General features: G+C 45.3%; 24 protein-coding genes, 1 tRNA gene and 1 rRNA gene. 16 read left to right on the forward strand and 10 right to left on the reverse strand.

Annotation, left to right across the window (positions count from 1 at the left end):
• The 9 genes from ACZYR9_RS24875 to dnaA all read right to left on the reverse strand — a co-directional run.
• Positions 1-70 (reverse strand): 16S ribosomal RNA (locus ACZYR9_RS24875); the annotation flags it as partial.
• Positions 71-353: 283 nt separating this feature from the next.
• Positions 354-1,427, reverse strand: coding sequence for an HD-GYP domain-containing protein (locus tag ACZYR9_RS24880; RefSeq protein ID WP_488981108.1), 1,074 nt, complete (start codon positions 1,425-1,427; stop codon positions 354-356).
• A gap of 184 nt (positions 1,428-1,611) precedes the next feature.
• Positions 1,612-4,089, reverse strand: a complete 2,478-nt coding sequence (gyrA, locus tag ACZYR9_RS24885) for a DNA gyrase subunit A (protein ID WP_488981109.1) — start codon at positions 4,087-4,089, stop codon at positions 1,612-1,614.
• Positions 4,090-4,121: 32 nt separating this feature from the next.
• On the reverse strand, positions 4,122-6,035 hold the full coding sequence (gyrB, locus tag ACZYR9_RS24890; protein WP_488981110.1) for a DNA topoisomerase (ATP-hydrolyzing) subunit B: 1,914 nt from the start codon (positions 6,033-6,035) through the stop codon (positions 4,122-4,124).
• A 119-nt stretch (positions 6,036-6,154) separates the two neighbouring features.
• Positions 6,155-6,403 carry an extracellular matrix regulator RemB gene (gene remB / locus ACZYR9_RS24895; RefSeq protein ID WP_488981111.1) on the reverse strand — a complete coding sequence of 83 codons (249 nt, stop codon included), beginning with the start codon at positions 6,401-6,403 and terminating at the stop codon, positions 6,155-6,157.
• Positions 6,404-6,443: 40 nt separating this feature from the next.
• Complete coding sequence (recF, locus tag ACZYR9_RS24900; protein ID WP_488981112.1) at positions 6,444-7,550, reverse strand: DNA replication/repair protein RecF; 1,107 nt, start codon at positions 7,548-7,550, stop codon at positions 6,444-6,446.
• Between the two features lie 136 nt (positions 7,551-7,686).
• Positions 7,687-7,905, reverse strand: coding sequence for a S4 domain-containing protein YaaA (gene yaaA, locus ACZYR9_RS24905; RefSeq protein ID WP_488981113.1), 219 nt, complete (start codon positions 7,903-7,905; stop codon positions 7,687-7,689).
• Between the two features lie 16 nt (positions 7,906-7,921).
• Entirely contained in the window at positions 7,922-9,064 is a 1,143-nt protein-coding gene (dnaN, locus tag ACZYR9_RS24910) for a DNA polymerase III subunit beta (RefSeq protein ID WP_488981114.1), read from the reverse strand.
• Positions 9,065-9,277: 213 nt separating this feature from the next.
• The gene (gene dnaA, locus ACZYR9_RS24915) at positions 9,278-10,648 is read right to left on the reverse strand and encodes a chromosomal replication initiator protein DnaA (protein WP_488981115.1); all 1,371 of its coding nucleotides are present in this window, start codon (positions 10,646-10,648) and stop codon (positions 9,278-9,280) included.
• Positions 10,649-11,203: 555 nt separating this feature from the next.
• Between dnaA and rpmH the strand changes: the two genes are divergently transcribed.
• The 12 genes from rpmH to ACZYR9_RS24975 all read left to right on the forward strand — a co-directional run bounded on the left by rpmH (position 11,204) and on the right by ACZYR9_RS24975 (position 22,199).
• Positions 11,204-11,338: a 50S ribosomal protein L34 gene (rpmH, locus tag ACZYR9_RS24920; RefSeq protein ID WP_488981116.1), complete on the forward strand. Its 135-nt coding sequence runs from the start codon at positions 11,204-11,206 to the stop codon at positions 11,336-11,338.
• A 117-nt stretch (positions 11,339-11,455) separates the two neighbouring features.
• Positions 11,456-11,821, forward strand: a complete 366-nt coding sequence (gene rnpA / locus ACZYR9_RS24925; RefSeq protein WP_488981130.1) for a ribonuclease P protein component — start codon at positions 11,456-11,458, stop codon at positions 11,819-11,821.
• Positions 11,822-11,886: 65 nt separating this feature from the next.
• Positions 11,887-12,654, forward strand: coding sequence for a membrane protein insertase YidC (gene yidC / locus ACZYR9_RS24930; protein WP_488981117.1), 768 nt, complete (start codon positions 11,887-11,889; stop codon positions 12,652-12,654).
• Positions 12,655-12,684: 30 nt separating this feature from the next.
• Positions 12,685-13,305, forward strand: a complete 621-nt coding sequence (gene jag / locus ACZYR9_RS24935) for an RNA-binding cell elongation regulator Jag/EloR (RefSeq protein ID WP_488981118.1) — start codon at positions 12,685-12,687, stop codon at positions 13,303-13,305.
• Positions 13,306-13,389: 84 nt separating this feature from the next.
• Complete coding sequence (gene mnmE / locus ACZYR9_RS24940; protein WP_488981119.1) at positions 13,390-14,766, forward strand: tRNA uridine-5-carboxymethylaminomethyl(34) synthesis GTPase MnmE; 1,377 nt, start codon at positions 13,390-13,392, stop codon at positions 14,764-14,766.
• Between the two features lie 25 nt (positions 14,767-14,791).
• Positions 14,792-16,681, forward strand: coding sequence for a tRNA uridine-5-carboxymethylaminomethyl(34) synthesis enzyme MnmG (mnmG, locus tag ACZYR9_RS24945; protein ID WP_488981120.1), 1,890 nt, complete (start codon positions 14,792-14,794; stop codon positions 16,679-16,681).
• A 2-nt stretch (positions 16,682-16,683) separates the two neighbouring features.
• The gene (rsmG, locus tag ACZYR9_RS24950; protein WP_488981121.1) at positions 16,684-17,406 is read left to right on the forward strand and encodes a 16S rRNA (guanine(527)-N(7))-methyltransferase RsmG; all 723 of its coding nucleotides are present in this window, start codon (positions 16,684-16,686) and stop codon (positions 17,404-17,406) included.
• Positions 17,407-17,551: 145 nt separating this feature from the next.
• Positions 17,552-18,370 (forward strand): nucleoid occlusion protein, encoded by an 819-nt coding sequence (gene noc, locus ACZYR9_RS24955; protein WP_488981122.1) that lies wholly within the window; start codon positions 17,552-17,554, stop codon positions 18,368-18,370.
• A 442-nt stretch (positions 18,371-18,812) separates the two neighbouring features.
• On the forward strand, positions 18,813-19,571 hold the full coding sequence (locus tag ACZYR9_RS24960; RefSeq protein WP_488981123.1) for a ParA family protein: 759 nt from the start codon (positions 18,813-18,815) through the stop codon (positions 19,569-19,571).
• Positions 19,568-20,431 carry a ParB/RepB/Spo0J family partition protein gene (locus tag ACZYR9_RS24965; RefSeq protein ID WP_488981124.1) on the forward strand — a complete coding sequence of 288 codons (864 nt, stop codon included), beginning with the start codon at positions 19,568-19,570 and terminating at the stop codon, positions 20,429-20,431. Before ACZYR9_RS24960 ends, ACZYR9_RS24965 begins: the two co-directional genes overlap by 4 nt.
• 95 nt (positions 20,432-20,526) lie before the next feature.
• Positions 20,527-21,681 carry an aminotransferase class V-fold PLP-dependent enzyme gene (locus ACZYR9_RS24970; protein ID WP_488981125.1) on the forward strand — a complete coding sequence of 385 codons (1,155 nt, stop codon included), beginning with the start codon at positions 20,527-20,529 and terminating at the stop codon, positions 21,679-21,681.
• Between the two features lie 23 nt (positions 21,682-21,704).
• The gene (locus ACZYR9_RS24975) at positions 21,705-22,199 is read left to right on the forward strand and encodes a DUF4446 family protein (RefSeq protein WP_488981126.1); all 495 of its coding nucleotides are present in this window, start codon (positions 21,705-21,707) and stop codon (positions 22,197-22,199) included.
• Here ACZYR9_RS24975 and yyaC read toward each other — a convergent pair.
• Positions 22,174-22,788 carry a spore protease YyaC gene (gene yyaC, locus ACZYR9_RS24980; protein WP_488981127.1) on the reverse strand — a complete coding sequence of 205 codons (615 nt, stop codon included), beginning with the start codon at positions 22,786-22,788 and terminating at the stop codon, positions 22,174-22,176. The two genes, ACZYR9_RS24975 and yyaC, sit on opposite strands and share 26 nt — an antisense overlap.
• A gap of 134 nt (positions 22,789-22,922) precedes the next feature.
• Here yyaC and ACZYR9_RS24985 point away from each other — a divergent pair, with 134 nt between their 5' ends.
• The 4 genes from ACZYR9_RS24985 to ACZYR9_RS25000 all read left to right on the forward strand — a co-directional run bounded on the left by ACZYR9_RS24985 (position 22,923) and on the right by ACZYR9_RS25000 (position 24,515).
• A complete protein-coding gene (locus ACZYR9_RS24985) occupies positions 22,923-23,156 on the forward strand; it encodes a putative Se/S carrier protein (RefSeq protein ID WP_488981131.1) in 234 nt (77 codons plus the stop codon).
• A 13-nt stretch (positions 23,157-23,169) separates the two neighbouring features.
• The gene (locus ACZYR9_RS24990) at positions 23,170-24,096 is read left to right on the forward strand and encodes a mechanosensitive ion channel family protein (protein ID WP_488981128.1); all 927 of its coding nucleotides are present in this window, start codon (positions 23,170-23,172) and stop codon (positions 24,094-24,096) included.
• Positions 24,096-24,332: a DUF951 domain-containing protein gene (locus tag ACZYR9_RS24995; protein WP_488981129.1), complete on the forward strand. Its 237-nt coding sequence runs from the start codon at positions 24,096-24,098 to the stop codon at positions 24,330-24,332. Before ACZYR9_RS24990 ends, ACZYR9_RS24995 begins: the two co-directional genes overlap by 1 nt.
• A 92-nt stretch (positions 24,333-24,424) precedes the next feature.
• Positions 24,425-24,515: transfer RNA gene (locus ACZYR9_RS25000), tRNA-Ser, on the forward strand.
• Positions 24,516-25,841: the final 1,326 nt, after the last annotated feature.

The raw sequence follows: 25,841 nt of genomic DNA on the forward strand, positions 1-25,841 counted from the left end.
TCCGCTCGACTTGCATGTATTAGGCACGCCGCCAGCGTTCGTCCTGAGCCAGGATCAAACTCTCCATTAAAGTTGAGTCGATATAGCTCAAAATTTAAAACTGGCGAGAATCATACGATTCTCTATTAAAACACTCACTCGTTGTTCAGTTTTCAAAGGGCAATTTCATTGTCGCCTCGTTTAGCGGCGACTTTTATAATATACCACACATGCCTATTCGATTGCAAGTACTTTTTTTTATTTTTATTGTTTTGTAGCACAAGATACAACATAAAAAAAGCCTCGCCACCAAAGCGGCGAAGACTAATGTAACACATACGGCTTTCTGAGTCAAGCACAGTTTACCGGAAATTTTACTTTTGGATCACGTCTTGGATATACAAATTGCGTTCGATCGTTAAATTGATGATTTTTCCGTCTATATTGACCCAAGGCCGAGTCGGATGAGACCTGTCAGAGAAAACAATCTCGCCAATCCGGTTATCGCTCAGCTTAACCAGCGTCCCGTTATGGAATGAGGTTACTTTATGTATAAAGGTTTGAACAAGTGCAGGATCCAATTTTCCAAATGATTCGTTCAATAGCTGTTCCAATACCAAGTACGGAGAGGCTCCGCTCTTATGATAGCGGTTGGTTCTCATGGCGTGAAAAACATCCGTGATCGCTACAATTTTTGAATAGATGTGGATTTTTTCCCCGCGAAGACCCAACGGATATCCGGATCCATCTTCACGTTCATGGTGCTGCAATGCGCAAAGCTTTACTCCATCGTTCACGGCAGGTACGGTTTTTAACAGATTATAACCGATAATCGTATGCTTTTTCATATCTTCTCTTTCATCCACGTTCAGCGCGCTCGGTTTGAACAAAATGCCGGCATCAATCTTCGCATTCCCGATATCGTGTAATAATCCGCCCAGTGCTACCGGCATCAAATCCTTAGGTGGCAAGCCGTGCCACTTAGCCAAGTTATAGGATGTCAGACTGACCATAATACTATTATGATAAATAAAATCACTCAATTGGAAATGTCTAGGACTGAATGTCAATACATTATAATCATCAATATGCTGGATCAGCTTTTCTAGTGTCGTGCGTATCTCCAGTATAGGCAGGTTTTGGCCGCCTGCGTTGGCAATATTATAAACGCGGCGCATCAGCTGCAGCATCTTCTCATAATGATCGTAGAAAGGGTGAATCGTACCTTGTGATTTCTGTTCATCCGCAGCCGTTTCATCCGATGCCGTAACGGAGTCTCCGTTCTTGGTTTCGATTTGAACAGCAGGGATTAAGAACGCTCTCAGCAATTCCAGCTCCCGCTCCGAGATGATAATTCCTTTAGGGAGCAGCACATTGTTATATTTGGTTAGCACATCTTCAGCTATTTTCTCGCCGATTTTCAATTGGGAAACGGGAACAGTAGCCATAGGATTCCCTCGCCTTGTCTCATGTTAGTGTGTTAATGAAAAGTCATTCGTGATCCAGCAGCAGCTTTGCTTGGGAAAAGAAAGTGTTCAGCTCTGCTAGTATATTTATACTTTTCCTATTATCTTAAACGAAAAAGAATGGGGATGTAAGCCCCATTCTTTAATCATTTAAACATAAGGACAGTTAATCTTCTACGGTAACGTCCGTCTCGCCGTCCTCTTCTATATCAGGCTGATCTTCACTTTTCTCCACTCGCGCTAAAGTGGATACCTCGTCCTCATCGCGGATATTGATGAGCTTAACCCCTTGTGTGTTTCGTCCCATCATAGAAATCCCGGACATGCTTGTACGAATGATCGTTCCAAGTGCAGTGATGATCATGAGATCCTCGTCTTCTTGAACAACCTTCAAACCGACCACAGGGCCGTTCTTCGACGTCACATTGAGCGTTTTGATCCCTTTACCGCCGCGGGATTGCATCCGGTATTCTTCGACCGGAGTACGTTTGCCGTATCCTTTGGACGTTACGATCAATACGCTGTTGTCCTCTTGAACGACGTCCATATCAATAACGGCATCATGATCATCCAGATGAATACCTTTCACTCCGGTAGCCCCTCGACCCATTGCACGAACATCCTGCTCAGGGAAATGAATGGACATCCCTTGCTTCGTGCCCATAACAATAGATTGATTTCCGTCCGTCAGCTTTACGCCGATCAAATCGTCGTCTTCACGGAGCGTAATGGCAATCAATCCGCCTTTGCGAATATTGGAGTAATCGTCCAGCGGCGTTTTCTTCACCAACCCGTTCTTGGTGGCAAAGAACAAATATTGTTCGGATTCGAAGCTTTCTACAGGAATAACGGCATTTACCGTTTCTCCCTGCTCAATCTGGATCAGATTGATGATCGGCGTCCCCCTGGCCGTACGGCTGAGATCCGGAATCTCGTAAGCTTTAAGACGATATACTTTTCCTTTGTTCGTGAAGAACATCAAGTAATGGTGAGAATTCGTCACGAATAAATGTTCTACAAAATCGTTATCTTTGGTATCCATACCGATGACGCCTTTTCCTCCGCGTCTTTGGCTGCGGTAGGTAGTCACCGGCAAGCGCTTGATATAGCCTGTGTGGGATATCGTAATGACAACCTCGGTTTGCGGGATCAAGTCCTCATCTTCGATGCTTTCTTCGCCGATCGTAATTTCCGAACGGCGTTCGTCACCGAATTTTTCTTTAATCTCATTCAGCTCTTCGCTAATGATGTTCAATACCAGCTGTTCGTCAGCCAGGATGGCTTTGAACTCGGTAATTTTCTTGAGCAGCTCGGCATACTCTTCCTCAATCTTCTCACGTTCCAAGCCTGTGAGACGCTGCAGACGCATATCGAGAATGGCCTGAGCCTGATCATAGCTGAGACCAAAACGGTTGATCAGGCCTTCACGAGCTTCTTCTGTCGTACGGGATGCACGTATGAGTGAGATAACCTCATCCAGATGATCCAGAGCAATTCGTAAGCCCTCCAAAATATGGGCACGGGCTTCCGCTTTGCGGAGGTCAAATTCCGTACGGCGGCGAATAACTTCCTTCTGGTGCTGCAGGTAATGGTAAAGCATGTCACGAAGATTGAGCACCTTCGGTTCACCATTCACCAAAGCAAGCATGATGATACCGAAATTAGACTGCATTGCCGTCTGTTTGTACAAGTTGTTCAATACGACATTCGGGTTAACATCTCGGCGCAGTTCAATGACGATACGCATTCCGTTGCGGTCCGATTCGTCCCGCAAATCCGTAATGCCGTCGATTTTCTTCTCCCGGACCAGCTCGGCGATTTTCTCAATCAACCGGGCTTTAATGACCTGATAAGGGAGCTCGTGCACGATGATCCGTGCTTTACCGCCGGTTTCCTCAATGGTCGCCCTAGCGCGCATCGTCACAGAACCGCGTCCAGTGGCGTATGCATGTTTAATTCCTTCACGTCCCATAATAAAACCGCCGGTAGGAAAATCCGGGCCTTTGATCGATTGCATCAGATCGAGAGGGGTTACGTCCGGATTTTCAATAAGCTGCTGAACGCCATTAATGACCTCTGTTAAGTTATGCGGCGGAATATTGGTTGCCATCCCTACGGCAATACCTGACGATCCGTTGACCAGCAAGTTAGGAAAGCGCGCGGGCATGACCACGGGCTCCAGTTCCTCGCCGTCATAGTTCGGCACGAAATCGATGGTTTCTTTGTTAATTTCACGGAGCAGCTCCATCGCGATTTTGGACAATCGCGCCTCAGTATAACGCATGGCGGCCGCAGAGTCACCGTCAATCGAGCCGAAGTTACCGTGGCCATCAACGAGCATATAACGTAAAGAGAAATCCTGCGCCATACGAACCATCGTTTCATACACAGCCGAATCACCGTGCGGATGATACTTACCGATGACTTCTCCGACGATCCTTGCCGATTTCTTATATGGTTTGTCAGGTGACATGCCAAGTTCCGACATGGCATATAGAATACGACGATGTACCGGCTTAAGACCGTCTCTGACATCCGGTAAAGCGCGGCTGACAATAATGCTCATCGCGTAATCCATAAAAGAAGTACGCATTTCTGAGCCGATATCTATATCTCTAACCTGTGAACGGGATTCTTCCGACAAGATTTTTACCTCCTACAGTTCATGGCGATGAATTAAATATCCAAGTTTTTGACGTACTTCGCATGCTGCTGAATGAATTCACGCCGCGGTTCAACGTTGTCCCCCATAAGCGTATCGAAAAGGAGGTCCGCTTCCATCGCATCTTGAATGCTTACCTGCAGCAGGGTACGGCTCTCCGGATCCATCGTCGTTTCCCATAGTTGGCCAGGGTTCATCTCTCCAAGACCTTTATATCTCTGAACATTGACTTTGGAACCTTCCCCAAATTCAGCCATAATGGCTTCCCGCTGCTTGTCATTGTAAGCATACCGTACCGTTTTGTTCCGTTCCAGCTTGTAAAGCGGCGGCTGTGCAATGTAGACATATCCGACCTCAATCAGTTTCCGCATGTAGCGGTAGAAGAAGGTGAGAAGCAGCGTACGAATGTGCGCTCCGTCAACGTCGGCATCGGTCATAATAATGATTTTATGGTATCGCGCTTTGGAAATGTCGAAATCATCGCCAATCCCTGTGCCAAGGGCTGTAATGATCGCACGAATCTCGGCGTTGGATAAAATTTTGTCCAGCCGCGCTTTTTCAACGTTGAGAATCTTACCGCGCAGCGGTAAAATCGCCTGAAAATGCCGGTCTCGTCCTTGCTTGGCCGAACCGCCGGCGGAGTCCCCTTCGACGATGTACACTTCACTGATGGAAGCATCCTTGGACGAGCAATCGGCCAGCTTGCCTGGCAAGGAACTCACTTCAAGGGCGCTCTTGCGTCGCGTAAGCTCACGCGCTTTTCTTGCCGCTTCGCGCGCTCTTTGTGCCTGCACGCCCTTTTCTACGATTTTTCTCGCAACGGACGGATTCTCATCCAGAAATTCCTGCAGCTTCTCCGCAAAAAGCGACTCCACGATACCGCGAACCTCGCTGTTCCCGAGCTTCGTCTTGGTTTGTCCCTCAAACTGGGGATCTGGGATTTTAACCGAAATGATGGCTGTTAAGCCTTCCCGTACGTCATCGCCGGACAGATTGGCATCGCTGTCCTTAATGGCATTGTTTTTCCGGGCATAATCGTTCAAAATCCGTGTGAGGGCGCTCTTGAATCCGGATTCGTGAGTACCGCCCTCATGTGTATTGATATTGTTTGCAAACGAATAAATGTTCTCCGTATAGCTGTCGTTATACTGAAGAGCAACCTCGACATGAATAAAATCTTTATTCCCTTCGACATAAATCGGAGGCTGATGAACTGCTTCCCGCGTGCGGTTTAGATATTCCACAAAGGAGACAATTCCTCCCTCGTACTTGAACGTATGGGACTCCTCGGTACGTTCATCAGTCAATGTAATCTCGATTCCTTTATTCAGGAACGCAAGCTCCCGGATCCGGGACTGGAGCGTATCATAATCGTATTCGGTCGTTTCCGTGAAAATCTCTTCATCGGGCCAGAACGTCACCTGCGTTCCGGTTTGGTCCGTCTCCCCGATCGTTTTCACGTCATACTGGGGAATACCGCGGCTGAACTCTTGTTCATGTACTTTACCATCCCGCTTTACCTGAACAATCAATTTCTTGGACAATGCGTTAACGACGGATACGCCTACACCGTGCAAACCACCGGATACTTTGTAGCCCTCGCCGCCGAATTTACCGCCCGCATGAAGCACGGTAAGCACGACCTCCAAGGTCGGACGCTTCAGCTTCGGATGCTCCCCGACCGGGATGCCGCGCCCGTTATCAATAACCGTAACGCTGTTGTCCCGATGAACAATGACATCAATTTTCGTGCAATATCCGGCTAGCGCTTCGTCGATGCTATTGTCGACGACTTCCCATACCAGGTGATGAAGGCCTCGGCTACTCGTGGATCCGATGTACATCCCTGGTCGTTTGCGAACCGCCTCTAGACCTTCAAGTACCTGAATTTGACTTTCATCATAGCTTGTACCTGGATTTACAGACATGCAGACACCCACTTTTCCATAGTAAAAAGAGTAAATCTGCCCTGAACAAGTTGAAATCAGGACGGAAATCTCGCTTCTTATGTTCAACTAGCTGATGGAGTCGCGGAGCGACATGGTCCCTAGTTCGTTAACAACTGATGAGCTCGTTTTTTCAAGGTCATGGACGAAATCGGAGAGTAATAGACTTTGGTATGTGTCACTACGAGAGATTTGCTTTCCTCATCGCCAATGATTTCCACGCGCTTTTCCTTATTGGCATAGGTGACAAATTGTTTGGATATTTTGGAAGATTTCTCGATCGACAGGTCAAAAATGGCGACAAGCTCCGATGCGCGAATAATTTTTTCGCCGCCCAAATGGATGAACATGCTGGCCCACTCCTTCTCGGCAAAACGATGGTAACCCAATTTATGTGAAGCTTCCGTCACGAACGTGGATGACAGAAGCGCTTTCCAGTTTTGACAAATCTATGCTTTCAATGCCGGTTGTTGTAATGAAGGTTTGAACCTTCCGTTGGAACGTCTCGATCAGCTGGGTTTGGCGATATCGGTCAAGCTCTGACAGCACATCATCGAGCAGAAGCAGGGGATATTCCCCGACCTCCTCGCAGATCAGCTCAATTTCAGCCAGCTTAAGCGAAAGGGCTGTGGTTCGCTGCTGTCCTTGGGAACCGAACGTTTGTACCTCTTTTTCATTGATGAAAAAACGGAGATCATCACGGTGAGGTCCTGCCAGCGTGACGCCGCGGCGAATTTCCTGATCCTTCACCTGTGATAACTTTATCATAAATTGGTCAAATAAAACAGCTTCTTCTTCCTCAAGAGCATCGTCAAAGGCGCTGTCGTATTCAATTCGAAGCCTTTCCGTGCCATTCGTAATGCCGGCATGTATCTTTTCCGCCCATATTTGCAGCTTCTTTATAAAGCTTTGACGTTTTTTCATAATTTTAATACCGAATTGGGCAAGCTGCTCATTCCAAACTTCAAGAAGGGGAGCGGAAGCGGAAGAAGAGAACATCTGTTTCAAGTAATTGTTGCGCTGCTGCAGAACTTTGTTGTACTGGGATAGATCATATAAATAAGCCGGATGCACCTGACCGATTTCCATGTCGAGGAAACGGCGCCGAACACCTGGAGACCCTTTGACAATCTCCAAATCCTCCGGCGCAAACATGACTACGTTCAAGGAGCCGATAAAGTTGCTCAGCTTTCTTTGCTCCAGCCCGTTGATTTTGGCCCGTTTGCCTTGCTGCGATATGGTTAGGTCCAGCTGCAGCGTACCGTACCGTTTTTCAATCTCCGCATGCAAGCTGGCCATTTTCTCATTCCAGCGAATCAGCTCTTTATCATGATTGGTCCGATGGCTCTTGGTAAGCGCGAGCACGAAAATCGATTCGAGCAGATTCGTTTTTCCCTGTGCATTCGGTCCAACGATGATATTCACCATCTTGTCCGTTTGGAATTCGACCTGCTCATAGTTGCGATAGTGCTGTACTAACAGCCTTTTTAACTGCAAAACGGTTCCTCCTAAGGGCTTTGCTGCGCAAAGCCGTCATCGAAAGCATAGGCTGGGCTTTGCTGCGCAAAGCCTACTTCGAAAGCATACGCCGGCCAGGCTATGCCAAATAAATTTTTTCCCAAAAAGCATACTTTTATCTTTGTGCATCGACTTGAAACTCGCCGCAGCCCGCCACCTTGATGATATCATTCGGGACCAGTTTGCGGCCCCGACGATTTTCCGGCTCTCCATTGACGAAGATTTCCGTTTCCTGAAGAAAGCTTTTGGCCTGTCCACCGGTAGAAATGCAATCGGCCAGCTTTAAAAATTGACCCAGGGTGATATAGTCTGTACTTATGCTTATTTTTTCCATAAAATGATCCTTTCTTTTAGCCCGTAGTCCGGTAAGGCAGGATCAGCTGCAGCAGGCTGGAGGTCTCATCCGGCCTGATAATAATCGGCTGCATGGCACCGGTAAAGCCGATATGGATCTGTTCGCTGTCCATGACCTTCAAGGCATCGAGCATATATTTGGAGTTAAAGGAGATGCGCAGCAGTTCTCCCTTCATGCTTGAAGTCATCAGCTCCTCGGTCACTTTTCCAAGCTCGGAGGAAGTTGATGAGATTTCAATCGACTGATCCTCGCGCATCATCAGCTTAACGATGTTGCTCTTGTCTTCTCTGGACAGGAGATAGGCGCGGTCAATCGCATCGATCAATCCACTGGTATTTACGACAAGCTCGGTTTGATAGGATTGCGGAATGAGCTTGGACGTGTCCGGATATGTTCCATCCAAAATTCGAGTATAGAACAGAATGGAATTCATCTTAAACAGAACTTGATTTTCAGCAAAAACGACATCGATCAGCGTGTTCTGGTCCGGTAATATTTTGGCCAACTCGTTTAACGTTTTGCCGGAAATGGTCACATTATTAAGCGTCATGCCTTCCTCGGCATCGATATTTGTTTCGCGGCTGGCCAAACGGTGGCGGTCACAGGCTGTGAATTTCAATTTTCCGTCTGCAATGGTCCACAAAATTCCTGTAAGCACAGGAGTAGCCTCATTGGTTGAGACGGCAAACGAAGTTTGTTTAATCATCGTTTTAAGCAGGTCGCTTGGAAGCTGGATCCGTTTGTTCTCCTCAATGCCGGGCATGATCGGATATTCCTCCGGATCAAGACCCACAAGCTGAATCTCGGATGAACCGGAACGAATGGTGGTTTGAAAATGATCTTTAACCTCTATTTCTACTTGCTGAGCCGGCAGCTTGCGTATAATTTCCACGAAAAATTTGGAAGGGAGCACCACGCTGCCGGATTGTTTTAGGTCGATGACCTGAATTTCATTATCTTCAGCCGGAATAAAGCTTTGAATCGAGATATCGGTATCGCTGGCGGTCAGTGTCATGCCGCTGGAATCGACGTCTATTTTGATCCCGCTTAAGATGGGAATCGTTGTTCTGCTGGAAATGGCTTTCGAAACGTGGCCGATCGATTCATTTAAATATTGCTTGAGCACCGTTAATTTCATACATGTCACTCCTACGGGTTCTAAGATGGGACAAATGGGCATATACTTTTATATTACATTGTTTTTTTATTTAGTAATAGTAGTAGGGGCCCGGGATATGTGGATATGTCATTGAACAAGGCAAAAAGAAAGCCTATCCACATGTGAATAAGATTGTGCATAGGCCTTCTTTTATGCAGCTGTGGATAAAACGTTTGATGCATCGTTTCGTGTTTACAACGTTACGTTTTTAATTTTTTCCGTAATGTTCTGAATGATTTTGAATAATTCCTGATCTGCCTTCAGCGCCTCGGATATTTTCTCATGGGCATGAATGACCGTCGTATGATCTCGTCCTCCGAATGCTTCCCCGATCTTCGGCAGGGAGAAATCGGTCATTTCCCGAGCCAAATACATGGCGATTTGCCTTGGAAAAGCTACGGTTTTGGTCCGTTTACGCGCTTTGAAATCCTCGATTTTCATTCCGTAGAATTCCCCGACCTTTTGCTGGATATCCTGTATCGTTATGACTCTCGGACGGCTGCTGGGTATGATATCCTTAAGCGCTTCGGCGGCCAAATGCGACGATATGTCCTCGTTAATTAAAGAAGAGTAAGCCACCACGCGAATTAATGCGCCTTCCAATTCCCGAATGTTCGAGTCGATTTGATTGGCGATATAGACCATGGCTTCATTTGGAATATCGAGATTTTCCGCTTTCGCTTTTTTGCGGAGAATCGCAATCCGCGTTTCTAAGTCGGGAGGCTGAATATCTGTGATCAGTCCCCATTCGAAGCGTGAACGAAGACGCTCCTCAAGCGTCGGAATCTCTTTGGGAGGGCGATCGCTGGAAATGATGATCTGCTTTCGTTCTTCATGTAAAGCGTTAAACGTATGGAAAAATTCTTCTTGCGTCTGTTCTTTTCCGGCCAGGAACTGAATATCATCTATGAGCAATACATCGATATTGCGATATTTGTTGCGAAAGCTTTCGCCGCGGTTGTCGCGTATGGCATTGATGAATTCGTTCGTAAATTTTTCGGACGAGATGTAAAGCACGCGGGCAGCGGGATTATGCTCGAGCACATAGTGGCCGATGGCATGCATGAGGTGCGTTTTGCCGAGACCTACGCCTCCATACAAAAACAACGGATTATACGCTTTGGCCGGCGCTTCCGCAACGGCGAGCGAGGCTGCATGGGCAAACCGGTTTCCTGCACCGATGACGAACGTATCGAACGTGTATTTCGGGTTCATCATATGACTGAACGTTTCCTCTGGCGCAGGAGCTTGCTGGGATTTGGCCGGAGCATCAGCCGGGGCGGCCAATACGCTCGGCGGTTCAGGCTGTTCTTCGGATTCAATGATGAATTTAAGCTCGACATGCTTGCCGGTATAATCGTAAACCGCTTCTTTAATATGCTTGGTGTAGCGGTTTTCCAGCCAGTCGCGCGCGAAATTGTTCGGGGTACAGATCGTAACCGTTGTATCATTAAATACGACAGCTCTTGTGGAGGTAAGCCACGTTTCGTAGCTCGGTTTGCTCACCCTTTTTTGCAATATGGATAGTACCTGCTGCCACTTGTCGTTAGGATGGCTTTCCACAATCTATTCACTCCCTTAAAAAAATAACCGGTGTAGCGTAAGCCGCGACCCTGTAGAAAAAAACGGAAAGTTGTCGAAGCTATCCACAATATGCAGAAAGTCGATAACTCAAATTATACATAAGCCGTGTAAATTGTTCACAAAGATATCCACAGCCTGTTGATAAAGTTGTTGAAAAATAATTATATCCACAACGGAAAACATATTCATGATATCAAAAATGACCCTGAGAAGCAACGGAATATTGAGTTTTATCCACATGCCCTATACCTTGTGTGTATTACTTATCAACAGCACTATATATTGTTTATAATGTGTTCATAATTCGACAAATTCGGAGAAATTGCGATGGTTATTTATTCACAGGTGGATAAACGGATGAAAAGGCACTTATTCTATTGTTAGTAATTCACCTCAAAGTGACCATGGTGTGTTGGCAGATGTTGTTTACAAGTGCTCAGGGAATCTCTGTTGACTTTTGTTGTGTAAATGTGGTTTAATGTTTAAAGGTATTTTTGGGGATTGGAACAAATCCTTCGAGGAGGTGCACGATAGATGAGACCGACTTATAAACCGAACGTCCGTAAGCACAAGAAAGTACATGGCTTCCGTAAGAGAATGAGCACGAAGAATGGTCGCAAAGTACTTGCAGCTCGCCGTCAAAAAGGAAGAAAAGTATTGAGCGCATAAGGGCGAAAGACCACTGACAGGTGGTCTTTTTTGTTGTTATGGACTAGAATTGTCCAATTTGGATCAGGATAAAGAAAGATTTGCCGCTATTAGGGGCTGATAATGGAGTGGGTGTCCGTGGAAAGAAAGAACCGACTGACGAAAAGAGAATATTTTGATAAGGTTTATCGTCACGGCAAATCGACCGCAAACCACCAATTCGTACTTTATTATAAAGCCCAGCCGCAGCAAGAATCGTTTCGTCTTGGCGTATCGGTCAGCAAAAAGATTGGGAATGCCGTCGTCCGCAACCGGATCCGCCGGATGTTGAAGGAAATAGTAAGGCTTAACGCGGCCCGAATTCCGGGGGGATACGACCTGATTATCATTGTCCGCAAGCCGGCTGCGGAGATGGAATACCATGATATGGAGAAAAGTGTGCTTCATGTGCTTAAACGCGCGTCTCTCCTGGTTCGTAAGCAAGAAATGAAACGGAGCGATTAGTTTCTTTGTGCCTGAAGATATGATATAGTTTAAAATGGAAAAGATGAAGCTGGGAGGATAAGATTTTGACGCGTCGATTATTGAAATACATCCCGCTCTTATTCGTTTTTTTACTGCTGGCGGGATGCGGCCCGGCGAATACGCCGATTAACCGGGAAAACAGCTTTTGGGACAAGTGGTTTGTCGGTCCTCTCTCGGATGGGCTGGATTGGTTTGCACAAATGCTTTGGGGCTCCTACGGGCTATCTATTCTCGTTGTAACCATTATTATCCGTTTTATTATATTACCGCTTACTTTAAAGCAGTATCGCAGCTCCAAGCGGATGCAGGAATTGCAGCCGGAGATGAAGAAGATCAAAGAGAAGTACAAGGACGATCCTAAAAAACAGCAGGAAGAAACAATGAAGCTGTTTCAAAAGGAAGGCGTGAATCCGCTGGCCGGATGTCTTCCGATTCTGGTGCAAATGCCGATCCTGATTGCGTTGTATGCGGCAATTATGCGTAACGGACATATCGGTGAGCATACTTTTCTTTGGATGCAGCTTGGTACGAAGGACCCCTATTATATATTGCCTTTGCTCGCAGCGATAACAACATATTTACAGCAAAAAATGATGTCCTCGCAGATGCCTGCGCAGATGCAAAGCCTGATGATTATATTCCCGGTGCTTATCTTTGTCATGGCGATGAATTTCGCATCGGCACTCCCTTTATACTGGATTTACAGTAACGTGTTCACGATTGTTCAATCTTATTTTATATACAAGCCTGGCAAAGCGGAGCCAACCGCAGCAGTAGCGGAGGCTAAACCGAAATCCAAAAAGAAAAAATAATTTCATTACTCTTCTGTTAAGGGTGATCGGATGACGAAGAAAATAGTGGTTACGGGTAAAACGATCGATGAAGCTGTACAGAACGGGCTTCAACAGCTGGGGGCGACCGAAAATCGAGTGAACGTGAATGTGCTGGAGCAGCCGGTCAAAGGATTGTTCGGGCTCTTCGGGGCGAAGGATGCCAAGGTAGAGCTTACTCTGCTTCCGGATGCGATTGAAGAAGCCGTCTTGTTCCTTGAGAAAGTGCTTCGTTCCATGGATCTTGATGTTCGGATTGAACAAAAGCGGGACAAGGAAGGTACGGAGCTGCACTTGCACGGCTCAGAGCTTGGCATGCTGATCGGGCGGCGCGGGCAGACGCTTGATGCTCTGCAATATCTGGTCAATATTGTAGCCAACCGGTACTCTGATCGGCATTTGCGTATTGTGCTGGATGCCGAACAATTCCGTGAGCGAAGGAAGAAAACACTTCAGGAGCTAGCCGATCGTTTGGCCGATCGCGTCATCCGAACCAAGAAGGAAGTTGTTCTTGAACCCATGGCTCCGCAGGAGCGTAAAGTTATACACTCGCAGCTTCAACAGCATCCGAAAGTCCGGACGTTTAGCCGGGGAGATGAACCGAACCGACGTGTCGTTATCGTTTTACGTTGATTACCACATGCAATGATGTCATGTTCGTATGACCTCATTGCTTTTTCTTTAGTTCTGAAGCTTATATGTAATCGAGGTGAAACCATGATTCAAGATACCATAGCGGCGATTGCCACTCCGATGGGGGAAGGGGGAATCGCGGTTATTCGCGTCAGCGGAGACGAAGCCGTACAGATAAGCGATCGTATTTTTAAAGGAAAGACGAAGCTTAGTGAAGCACCTACGCATACGGTACATTACGGCTATATTATGGAGCCGGATACCGGTGCAAGGACGGAAGAGGCGCTGGTTACGGTGATGCGGGCCCCTAGATCCTTCACCAAAGAGGATGTGGTGGAGATCAGCTGCCATGGAGGGTTCGTATCCGTTCGAAAAGTCCTGGATCTGCTTCTGGAGAATGGGGCGCGATTGGCCGAGCCCGGGGAATTTACAAAGCGTGCTTTTCTTAATGGGAGAATTGATTTGTCTCAGGCAGAGGCGGTTATTGATTTAATTCGTGCGAAATCCGATCGGGCTTTCCGCGTTGCTTTAAAGCAGTCTGAGGGAACATTATCAAAGAAAATAAAAGAGCTTCGTCACCGTTTGGTTGAGCTGATGGCCCATATTGAAGTGAATATCGATTATCCCGAGCATGACGTAGAAGAAATGACGAACGCTTTTATTAAAAATAAGTGTGAGGATGCTATAACGGATATCGAAGGACTGCTGAATACTGCAGAACAAGGAAAAATTTTGCGGGAGGGCCTTGTTACGGCCATTGTCGGGCGCCCCAATGTAGGCAAATCCTCGCTGCTCAATGCTCTGGCCCAAGAAGAGAGGGCTATTGTTACCGATATTGCGGGTACAACAAGAGATGTTGTGGAAGAATATGTGCATGTGGGCGGTATTCCGCTAAAACTGCTGGATACTGCCGGGATCCGTGAAACATCAGATATTGTTGAAAAAATTGGCGTTGAGAAATCCCGTCAGGCGCTGGCCGATGCCGATCTTATTTTGCTTGTGTTTAATGGAGCCGAGTCCTTGCAAACCGATGAGGTGCTGATGATCGAACAGCTTAAGGGACGCCAGGTGATCGCAATTATCAACAAGCTTGATCTGCCTCAGCAGTTGGAAGAACATGTACTGGTCGACGCGTTTGGCGATGATCGGGTCGTTCGGATGTCACTGCTCTCGGATCAAGGTATCGTCGATTTGGAGAAGGCCATTGCAGGATTATTTTTCAGCGGCCAGGTAGAATCGAGCGATTTGACTTATGTGAGCAACGCGCGTCACATCCATTTGCTGAAGCAGGCCCGTTCAGCTCTTTCGGAAGCCTATTCAGCCGCAGAATCGTTCGTGCCGATCGATATGATTCAGATTGACATTCGAAATGCTTGGGAACAGCTAGGGGAAATTATTGGGGATTCCGTGAGCGATGCTTTAATAGATCAGATTTTTTCACAGTTTTGCTTAGGCAAATAAGATCACATGTTAGGAGGTCAGATCAATGACTTATGTAGCAGGAGAATATGATGTTATTGTTATCGGCGCCGGTCATGCGGGCGTCGAGGCTTCACTAGCGGCAGCGCGTATGGGATGTGAGACACTGCTGCTGACTATAAATCTGGATATGGTTGCGTTTATGCCTTGCAACCCTTCGATAGGCGGACCGGCGAAAGGCCATGTTGTGCGTGAGATTGATGCCCTTGGCGGGGAAATGGGACGCAATATTGATAAGACCTATATTCAGATGCGTATGTTGAATACAGGCAAAGGCCCGGCGGTTCATGCCCTGCGGGCGCAAGCTGATAAATTTTTGTATCAGCATACCATGAAGGAAACGTTGGAGAAACAAGAGCGGTTAACGCTTCGCCAGGGAATGGTGGAGGAGCTGATTGTCGAGGATGGAGAATGTAAAGGGGTTGTAACCAAAACCGGAGCGCAGTATCTGGGGAAAGCCATCGTATTGACGACGGGAACATACCTCCGCGGCAAAATCATCATGGGCGAGCTGATGTATGAGAGCGGCCCTAACAATCAGCAGCCGGCTGTAAAATTGTCAGAAAGTCTGCGTAAAAACGGTCTTGAGCTGGTCCGGTTTAAAACGGGTACGCCGCCAAGAGTACATGAGGATACCATTGATTTTTCTAAAACCGAAATCCAGCCAGGTGATGAAAAACCAAAATTTTTCTCGTATGAAACGACCGAAGAGGTTCCTAACCAGCTGCCGTGCTGGTTGACGTACACCTCTGCAGAAACACACCGCATTATTAATGATAATTTGCATCGTGCTCCGATGTTTTCTGGAGCGATCGAGGGCACGGGTCCAAGGTATTGTCCGTCGATTGAAGACAAAATTGTGCGGTTTAGCGATAAGCCGAAGCATCAAATTTTCCTGGAGCCGGAAGGAAGAAATACAAAGGAATATTACGTCCAAGGGTTATCGACAAGTATGCCTGAGGATGTTCAGCTAAGTATTCTGCGTTCGATTCCTGGCCTGGAAAAGGTAGAGATGATGCGGACCGGTTACGCGATCGAATACGATGCGGTGATTCCAACACAATTATTTCCATCCCTCGAAACCAAAGTAGTGCAGGGGTTATTTACCGCCGGTCAAATTAACGGTACGTCCGGATATGAAGAAGCTGCGGGTCAGGGGATCATGGCGGGAATCAACGCTGCTCGTAAGGTTTTAGGCAAGGAGGCTGTTATCCTTGACCGTTCTGAAGCCTATATCGGCGTTTTGATTGATGATTTGGTGACGAAGGGAACAAGCGAGCCTTACCGTCTGTTGACTTCCCGTGCGGAATATCGGCTTCTTCTCCGCCATGACAACGCCGATCTGCGTTTAACTCCCATCGGATATGAGATCGGACTCATATCGCAATCGCGTTATGACCAGTTCCAAGACAAGGTAAGGAAGGTTGAGGAAGAGATCGAGCGTCTCAAAACAACAAAGGTGAAGCCGACACCGGAAGTACAGCAGATGCTGTCCTCATTGGGCAGTGCCCCGTTGAACAATTCTGTCGATATGCTGTCACTGCTTCGCCGTCCTGAGGTTACTTATAAGCATCTTCATGCGCTTTCGCCGGCTCCTTATGAACTGACGGAAGATATGAAGGAGCAGGTTGAAATCCAGGTCAAATACAGCGGCTATATTGAAAAACAATTGGCTCATGTGGAGCGGCTGCGCAAAATGGAGAAGAAACGTATACCGGACGATATCATCTATGAAGAAATTCATGGGCTGGCCTCAGAAGCGAAGCAGAAGCTCGCCAAAATCCGGCCGATCTCGATCGGGCAAGCTTCCCGTATTTCCGGTGTGACGCCTGCGGATATTTCCATTTTGTTAGTTCACCTGGAACATTATAATAAAGTGCTTGCAGCCAGAGGATAGCTATGGATAGTATATTGAATAAATTTACAGAAATGGTAAATGAAAAGGGGATCCGATTATCGGATTCTCAGCTTCAACAATTTGAGCTTTATTACAGAGAGTTAGTCGAATGGAATGAACGGATGAATTTGACCGGTATAACAGAGAGGGAACAGGTATATATTAAGCATTTTTACGATTCCCTCTCTCTCTCTTTTTTTGTGCCTATCCAAGACCATTTCAAGATTGCCGATATCGGTTCTGGTGCCGGTTTTCCCAGCATTCCTCTAAAAATTGCTTTCCCTCATTTAAAGGTTACGATCGTCGATTCTTTAAATAAGCGGATTCAATTTTTAAATCATGTAACTTCTGCTTTGGGACTGTCCGACGTTCAGTGTGTGCATGGCCGGGCGGAGGATGCTGCGCGTTTATCCATTCACCGCGACCAATATGATTTGGTCACAGCAAGAGCGGTGGCACGGTTGGCCGTACTTAATGAATTTTGTTTGCCTTTTGTTTCCGTCGGAGGTCTATTTGTGGCCATGAAAGGGCAGGAGGTTCAAGGTGAAATAGAGGAAGCCTCTTTCAGTCTAAGAGAACTGAAAGGCCAATGGATACAAACCCATCGGTTTGAGCTTCCTATTGAGGAATCGACCAGACATATGGTATTGATTAAAAAGACGGCCCCAACTCCGAAAAAATACCCTAGAAAAGCAGGTACACCTTTAAAAGCTCCCTTGGTATAAATTTGTTTCACGTGGAACATTTCAATTCCATCTTTCGCTTGAAAAGTTCTTTGTCACTTCAAGCAGGAGTTTAGACTTTTCTGGAGAATTGATTAAGTAAAGGGATATTATATATATCGGTTAAAAAGATCGGGTGGTTATCGTAATGAAGGAACAAATCTCAAAGTTGTTTGGTTTTGCTGAAAAGGCTTCAACTGACGAAGTGAAAAATGTTCCTGTCCATGAGATCGTTCCAAGTCCATACCAGCCTCGAACGATATTCGATGATGAACGGATTGAAGAACTGTGTCAGACGATTAAAACACATGGCGTTATTCAGCCGATTGTAGTGCGGATGCGGAACAATACGTTTGAATTGATTGCGGGAGAACGCCGTTTGCGGGCTGTGAAAAAATTGGGCTACGAAACAATTCCTGCGATCATACGCGATTTTAATGATTCACAAGCGGCTTCTATTGCATTAATAGAAAATCTTCAACGTGAAGGTTTGACGGCCATCGAGGAAGCCATTGCTTATCAGCAATTGATCGATTTGCATAGTTTAACGCAGGAAAGCCTAGCTCAAAGACTAGGGAAAAGTCAATCCACTATTGCTAACAAAATTAGACTGCTGCAATTAAGTGAACCGGTAAAGCAAGCGCTAGTTGAACGCAAAGTGACAGAGCGGCATGCTAGAGCTTTGCTATCGTTGGATCAGGAGGACCTTCAGGTAAAAGTGCTGGAGGATATCATTACAAAAGAATTAAATGTTAAGCAGACGGAGGCAAGAATTGCTTTATTGAAAGAAACGGCTAAAGTTAAAAACAAGGCCAAAAGGGTTTCGTTTTCGAAGGATGTTAGATTGGCGTTGAATACGATAAGACAGTCAGTTGATATGGTTACTTCTTCCGGATTGTTGATTAATACTACGGAACAAGATCATGAAGATCATTATGAGATTGTCATTCGGATTCCTAAGCGTTAAATTATTTTTCTCGTCCTGCTTAAGTATAGTTCATTCAATGAAATGTATAATCAAGGTATTGGGCCTCAATAGGAGGCTCTTGTTTTTCTCTTTTAAGGAACATTGTCGGGCCTTATCATTGGGGATCGTCGTGGCTTCTGTGATGATTCTTTTTTTTGGATTCATACACATGAATACCTAGAGGAAACAGAGCATTTTAAAAGAGATGCTGTCTCTAAACGTGACAATCTTTTTACATCTCGATTCAAACCGGCGTAAAAGATGATCATTTTTCGAATTTTATCATGACAAGTTCATCCATCATTGTGATGTTTGTTGAATAAAAGTCGGTAAGCGGTTATCATTGTTATTGTCGGTTCAGTATGTCGGTAGTCATTTATGTAAAAGACTTTCCAAGATATTGTTTGATCATTTAAGTTTTTAATTATATGAGGTGAACTCATTGGCTAAAATTATCGCCATAACCAACCAAAAGGGCGGGGTTGGCAAAACAACAACGTCTGTCAACTTGGGAGCTTCTTTAGCATCATTAGGAAAAAGAGTATTATTGGTTGATATTGATCCTCAGGGCAATACTACGAGTGGAATTGGGATTAATAAAGCAGATGCTGCCTATTGCATTTATGATGTCCTTATTAATGATGTGCATCCAAAAGACGCCATGTGCGATACAGCAATTGAAAATTTAAAAATCATACCGGCTACAATACAGCTTGCAGGTGCTGAAATTGAGCTTGTTCCAACGATCTCCAGAGAAGTTCGGTTGAAAAAATCGCTTCAGCTAGTGAAGCATATGTTTGATTACATATTAATCGATTGTCCGCCATCACTAGGAATTTTAACCGTCAATTCATTAACCGCTGCCGATTCAGTCATTATCCCTATTCAATGTGAATACTATGCATTGGAAGGACTAAGTCAGCTATTGAACACCGTTCGCTTGGTGCAAAAGCATCTGAATACAAACTTGCAGATAGAAGGCGTTCTGTTAACGATGTTTGATGCCAGAACGAATTTGGGAATGCAGGTTATTGAAGAGGTCAAAAAATACTTTCAACAAAAGGTCTATCAGACGATTATTCCTCGCAATGTGAGATTAAGCGAAGCTCCAAGCCATGGTCAGTCCATCATTACTTATGATCCGAAATCAAAGGGTGCAGAAGTGTATATGGAATTGGCAAAGGAAGTGATTGCACTGTGAGTAAGCGATTAGGTACGGGACTGGGTAAGGGGTTGGATGCGCTATTGCCTGCGCTAAATATAAACGAAGATGATAAGGTTGTGGAGATTCCTCTTGCACAATTAAGGCCGAATCCTTATCAACCGAGAAAAAATTTCAACGATGACTCTATTCAAGAACTGGCTGCTTCCATTAAAGAGCATGGGGTTATTCAGCCTATTATTGTAAGAAGTGTTTTAAAGGGATTTGAAATTATTGCTGGTGAACGCCGGTTTCGTGCTTCACAGGTCAGCGGGTTGCCGACCATTCCGGCGGTGATCAAAAAGTTTACTGATCAGCAAGTAATGGAAATTGCTCTCATTGAAAATGTACAGCGTGAAGATTTGAATGCAATGGAGGTAGCCGTTGCTTATCAAGCTTTGATCGATCAATTTAATATGACACAAGAAGAACTGTCTGTAAAGGTTGGTAAAAGCCGATCCCATATTGCGAACTTTCTTCGATTGTTACAGCTGCCAGAGGAAGTGAAGCAATATGTTTCACGTGGAACATTATCGATGGGTCATGCCAAAGCCATTGTAGGACTGAAAGACAAAAACATCGTTAAAGCGCTGGCGGACACATCCATTAAAGAGCAGTGGAGCGTACGTCAATTAGAAGAAGAAGTGAAAAAACTGGAAGAAAGCTCGGCGAAAAAAACCAAGGTAAAACCTAAGCGCAAGGATCCTTACATTAATCAGTTGGAAGAAAGCTTGAGAGAAACCTATCGGACTACAGTGAAAATAAAACACAATAATAACAAGGGCAAAATTGAAATTTTGTATTATTCAAATGATGACTTGGATCGTCTATTGGAAATGCTGCAAGGAAAAAGTTCGTGAATCCATAATGTATAGCATACCTGAGTTATACCTGATGTTCTCAGGTCATTCGGGTATGCTTATTTTTGTGAAAATGAAAAGGCGGGTGTGTGAAAATGCCGACGATATATTTGGATCATGCAGCTTCTTCTTGGCCAAAACCTCCTGAGGTCTTACAAGCAATGCATGAGAACATGGAACAATTGGCTGCGAATCCGGGCAGAGGCAGTCATGAAATGGCTGTAAAAGCAAGCCGGATATTGTTTGAAGGGCGCAAGCAGCTAGCAAAGCTTTTTCACATCAAGAACCCTAATGATATTGCTTATGCTCTGAATACGACCATGGCGCTCAATTTGGCCATCAAAGGTTTTTTGAATGAGGGAGACCATGTTATTTGTACTGCTGTAGAGCATAATTCTGTCAGAAGGCCAATGGAATATTTGAAAAAAACAAAAAATATACATGTCTCTTATGTTAAAACAGATCATAAAGGACATCTTTCAATTGATGATGTCGTTTCAGAAATAAATAGCAGCACAAAAATGATTGTTTGCAGTCACAGCTCCAATCTTCTAGGAAGTATTCTGCCTGTATCCGAATTAGGGGAAGTATGCCGTACCAGAGGCATTAAGTTATTAGTAGATGCTGCGCAAACAGCAGGAACCCTGGATATTGATGTCGAGAAGATGGGGATTCATATGTTGGCTTTTCCAGGGCACAAAGCGCTTCTGGGTCCACAAGGAACCGGCGGGCTGTATATTCATCCTGAGATTGAATTGATTCCATTGCTGCACGGGGGGACAGGGAGCCAGTCGGAAGCCATCGACCAACCTACAGTACGTCCGGATCGCTATGAAGCAGGCACACAAAACACGGTAGGAATAGCGGGATTGATTGAGGGAGTGAAGTACATACAAAAAGAAACCTTAGGGAAAATTCATGAGAAAGAATGGCTGCTTACCCAAAGAATGATGTCAGGACTTATGGAAATTGATGGCGTTACCGTATTAGGCCCTGAAGTGGGGCAAAATAAAACCGGTATCGTTTCCTTTACCGTTGGTCATGCGGATTCTTCTGAGATTGCATTTATTCTGGATCAATCGTTTCAAATTGCCGTACGGGCAGGGTACCACTGTACACCGATGGCCCATGAAATGGCGGGAACCATGGAACGTGGAGCAGTCCGTGCGAGTGTCGGTTGTTTTACTACCAATCAAGAAGTGGATCAATTGATCCATGCAATCCAGGAAATTGTTAAATATACCAAATAGAAGTGTGGATGTGGGGGCCTAACATGGGGGAGCTTGGAGCAAGTATTCCATTCGAAGTTGTGCTTGCATTTGTGGGAATTGTCATATTACTTTTTATCATCATCGTTTTTTCCCTATGGGTGAAGCTGAATAAACTGCGTAAAAGATATGAACGAATGCTGAACGGTGCAGGGACAGCTAATGTGGAGCAAATATTAATCGAGCTGCAGCAAAAGCTGAACGGCCAAGAGACCAAAAGTGAAGAAGTTGACCAAAAAATCAAACAAATCAGAAAAGATATGCAGCATATGAAATCGCATATTGGATTTTATCGTTACAATGCTTTTGCAGAACGGGGCAGTGATTTGAGCTTTTCCGTTGCTATTCTTGATGAACAGCAGGATGGGGTAGTGCTTACGGGAATACACAGCCGGGAACAAACCTATATGTATGCGAAGCCGATCGAACAAGGACAGTCCAAGTATACGTTGTCCCCGGAAGAAAAAGAAGCCATTAATCGATGCGTACTAAAGAGGTAGACTTCCATCGCTGCTTGTTGATAAATGCAGTGAAGAAAGATTTGGCGATGACTTCTGACATATTCATGACTAAGCTGAGACGTGTGTTCTGAAGCACAAAGTATTCCATAAAGCCTCCGACATTTACAATGCCGGTAATATGCATATTTCCTATCGGAGGAAGCTCTTTATTCACTCCGGCACCAGGCTTCACAGGACCTTGCCCAATCTGTATGCAGCCCACACTCGTTAATTGACCGAGACAAGCATCAACAGCGATAATATAAGGATGATGAAATTGTTGGTTTATAGCGGTAAGTGTTTCAGTTAGGTTCATGGCATGTACTGGTTGATCCAATGTCCCATATAGATGAAGATCATCGATAGTATATTTTTTTAAATGGGAGCCCACGAGAGGTCCTAATGAATCACCGGTAGAACGGTCCGTTCCGATACAAACCAAAACGAGAGGTTGATGGGAAGGCACTTGTTGAAGAGAGGTAAAAAGGCGTTCGGAGAGCAAATCGATGCTGTTTGATTCCGAATGCATGACCTTAAGATTACCAGTATCTGTTGTTTTTTTCGCATCTCTATGAAAAGGAATTTTCATATTTATGCCTCCCATTAAGAATTCATAATCTAAAAATAAAAAGCAGGTAAAGACTGTTAATAGTATACGGTTAATAGGAATGATTTATACGCACATTGCAAAAAATCGGAAAAGGCGGGAGAGCGTTGCTATTAATGGCCTTTGATTCCACTCAACAAGCATTGAGAGCGGAGATGCTGCTTGAATATGCAGACATTGAGAATGATATGTGTCCGACCCCTAAAGAAATAACGGCGGGCTGTGCTCTTTCGTTGGAATTCCCGGATGAATATTTACAATTAGTGGCAGATATCATTCGTCAAGAAAACGTAGAAATCCGGGGCATTTATTTTAAAAAGGATAATAAATATGTTACGATAGAAATGTAAGGTGGGAATGGAGATGGATCAAACAAATGCTGAGGTTCAATTGGATGACGTAACGTTACAAAATTTTCCTCAAGTTTGGAAGAAGCTTCAAACCGAACTAACCAACTACATAACCAATCCGGAAGTATGGACCGGTTTATTGTTTACTATAGTAAAAGTAGTTTTGATTTATATCGCTGCGCGAGTCATAATCAAAATTGCCAACAAAGCATTAGACCATATGCTGAGGGAGAGATCACGAGGTCCCATCCACTTTGACCAGAGAAGGACCAAAACCATCGGCAAATTGATGGCCAATGTCATCACTTATGTCGTCAATTTCATTATGATCCTGATGGTATTGAGTCAATTTAATGTTAATTTAGGCCCTGTGCTGGCTGGCGCCGGCGTCGTCGGACTTGCAATCGGTTTTGGAGCTCAAAGCTTGGTGAAGGATGTCATTACCGGCTTTTTTATTATATTCGAAGATCAGTTTGCCGTAGGAGATGTGATACAAACAGGAACCTACAAAGGAACGGTAGAAGAGATCGGTCTCAGAGTCACCCGGATCAGAAGCTGGACAGGCGAGGTTCATATCATACCTAATGGAACGATCAATCAGGTAACCAACTTTTCAGTTAACAACTCCCTGGCAGTCATTGATGTGAGCGTTGCTTATGAGGCGGATATTGATGAAGCGATAAAGGTGTTAAAAGAGGTTGCCGATGCCTTTTATGAGCATAATGTCGATATGGTCAAGGCTCCGGACGTGCTCGGCGTTCACATGATGGGGGCTTCAGAAATAACATTGAGACTGACGGCTGAATGTAAACCGAATACGCATTTTGGAGTCATGCGTCAATTGAACGCAGAAATCAAGAAAGCATTCGAATCACGCGGGATTGAAATCCCTTATCCGAGGCTTGTTACTTATCATCGGACGGAAAAGGCGGAATCCTAATGGAGAAAAAACAGTATCAGCTTGGCGATGTGGTGCAGATGAAGAAGCCGCACCCATGCGGTACGAACGAAATGGAAATTATCAGAATGGGTATGGATATCCGGATTAAGTGCGTAGGGTGCAAGCATAGTGTGCTTGTACCCAGAGCCAAGTTCGAGAGCAAATTAAAGAAAGTGCTGCGGTCAGCGGATACGCCAGAGGATGCAAAAGAATCCGATACGGAAGCCGGGCAATAATTAGCTTTAAAGGATTTTAAAATCTGCATAAATTAGGGCTTGCATAGATAAGAGGGATTGTGATAGTATATTACTTGTCCCTTTTGGAATGCGGAAAGGTACCCAAGAGGCCCAAGGGGGCTGACTCGAAATCAGCTAGGCGGCGCAAGCCGTGCGTGGGTTCGAATCCCACTCTTTCCGCCATACATACAAAAAGCAAAACGACCAGGATTGGTCGTTTTTTTTGTTGGCGGAAGGGGAGAGAACCTGTGGGTTCGTCGGAGCATAGGCATCGATAGGAATACGTCGCAGTCGGCAGCAAAGCGGCCGCATCCCACTCTTTCCGCCACTTACGAAATAGCCCGCTTTTACGCGGTTTTTGATACGATATATGAGCGAAAGCTGACCGAGATACATACGAATTTGCACTAGCTGAAAAACTGCATCTGATTGATTCGACCTTCTACGAAATAATACGTAGGAGTTTTTTTCGTTTATGGACAAACGAACGGGACGCAAACGGTGATGGAGCGCAGACCGGTCGATAACATAGGATTACCGTCTAATTCTTTAGAAGAAGCGGTCGATTTCGTTATGAAGGTAAACCGCGCTAAGAATCTGAAAGAGCGGACGATAAGCGGCTATGTTCAGAAAATGCGTTAGTTTATCGATTGGATAGCGGAACGTTACGGAGCGATATTGATCCTGGACATAAACGCGGCTATGCTGCGTGAATACGTACTTTGTTGCGCAGAGGAGAAAAAATATTACGGTGCCCATCCGTTTAAAGCCGAGTACGATAAAGAGTGCCGCGGCTTATCGCCGGCATCCGTAAACGTCCGTATACGCGTTCTGAGGAGGTTCTTTTCCGTTCTATTTGAGAGGACGTTATAGACCGAAATCCGACGATAAACGTGTCTCTCATGCGTCAGGATATACAATACGGTCGAGGAGCTGCCGCCTTTATTAAAGGCGCCGGAACAACGGCAGTGGGCGCAATGGAGGGATTACGTTATCATGGTACGATGGCGGCTGAGAACGGTATGAGCGTATTTCATTTGCAGAAACTTATCGGGCACTTTGAGATTGCTGCAACGAGGAAATATATATGGCTTAACGCGGAGAGTATTACGGAACAACATAGGCGGTTTAGCCCGTTGGGGGTGTGTTTTAAAGCGCCAATAAAGTTATCAACAATTAGTATCGTATCTTAGTCATTAAACTTAGTCACATGTTGATAAGTCCTGCTGTGCTAGATACGTCTGAGTTAATACTAATGTCTCTATGAAATATATTCACATGTTGATAAGTCATCCTATGCAAGCTATCCCCTTGTGCTTAATAAGCAAGATGATTTGCCTGCCGATTGTATTTGGAAGAGTGGAAATCGTTGTTTTAGAAAATTAGGCTCTTCGCGCTACTGGGTGGGTGGATGGCTATTAACGAGAGTCATAACCCTTCCGCTTGCTTGGAGAATCTCATAGGCAAAAGAAGCCGTCAAGAAGAGCGCTTGACCGCTCCTTTTGCCTA

It is taken from the genome of Paenibacillus sp. F024 (genome assembly GCF_057814255.1).

Coding starts and splice junctions, on each gene's coding strand:
- ACZYR9_RS24880 (WP_488981108.1), bottom strand. CDS start 1,427: ATGGCTACTGTTCCCGTTTCCCAATTGAAAATCGGCGAGAAAATAGCT.
- gyrB (WP_488981110.1), bottom strand. CDS start 6,035: ATGTCTGTAAATCCAGGTACAAGCTATGATGAAAGTCAAATTCAGGTA.
- remB (WP_488981111.1), bottom strand. CDS start 6,403: ATGTTCATCCATTTGGGCGGCGAAAAAATTATTCGCGCATCGGAGCTT.
- yaaA (WP_488981113.1), bottom strand. CDS start 7,905: ATGGAAAAAATAAGCATAAGTACAGACTATATCACCCTGGGTCAATTT.
- dnaN (WP_488981114.1), bottom strand. CDS start 9,064: ATGAAATTAACGGTGCTCAAGCAATATTTAAATGAATCGATCGGCCAC.
- rpmH (WP_488981116.1), top strand. CDS start 11,204: ATGAGACCGACTTATAAACCGAACGTCCGTAAGCACAAGAAAGTACAT.
- jag (WP_488981118.1), top strand. CDS start 12,685: ATGACGAAGAAAATAGTGGTTACGGGTAAAACGATCGATGAAGCTGTA.
- mnmE (WP_488981119.1), top strand. CDS start 13,390: ATGATTCAAGATACCATAGCGGCGATTGCCACTCCGATGGGGGAAGGG.
- mnmG (WP_488981120.1), top strand. CDS start 14,792: ATGACTTATGTAGCAGGAGAATATGATGTTATTGTTATCGGCGCCGGT.
- rsmG (WP_488981121.1), top strand. CDS start 16,684: ATGGATAGTATATTGAATAAATTTACAGAAATGGTAAATGAAAAGGGG.
- noc (WP_488981122.1), top strand. CDS start 17,552: ATGAAGGAACAAATCTCAAAGTTGTTTGGTTTTGCTGAAAAGGCTTCA.
- ACZYR9_RS24970 (WP_488981125.1), top strand. CDS start 20,527: ATGCCGACGATATATTTGGATCATGCAGCTTCTTCTTGGCCAAAACCT.
- ACZYR9_RS24975 (WP_488981126.1), top strand. CDS start 21,705: ATGGGGGAGCTTGGAGCAAGTATTCCATTCGAAGTTGTGCTTGCATTT.
- yyaC (WP_488981127.1), bottom strand. CDS start 22,788: ATGAAAATTCCTTTTCATAGAGATGCGAAAAAAACAACAGATACTGGT.
- ACZYR9_RS24985 (WP_488981131.1), top strand. CDS start 22,923: ATGGCCTTTGATTCCACTCAACAAGCATTGAGAGCGGAGATGCTGCTT.
- ACZYR9_RS24990 (WP_488981128.1), top strand. CDS start 23,170: ATGGATCAAACAAATGCTGAGGTTCAATTGGATGACGTAACGTTACAA.
- ACZYR9_RS24995 (WP_488981129.1), top strand. CDS start 24,096: ATGGAGAAAAAACAGTATCAGCTTGGCGATGTGGTGCAGATGAAGAAG.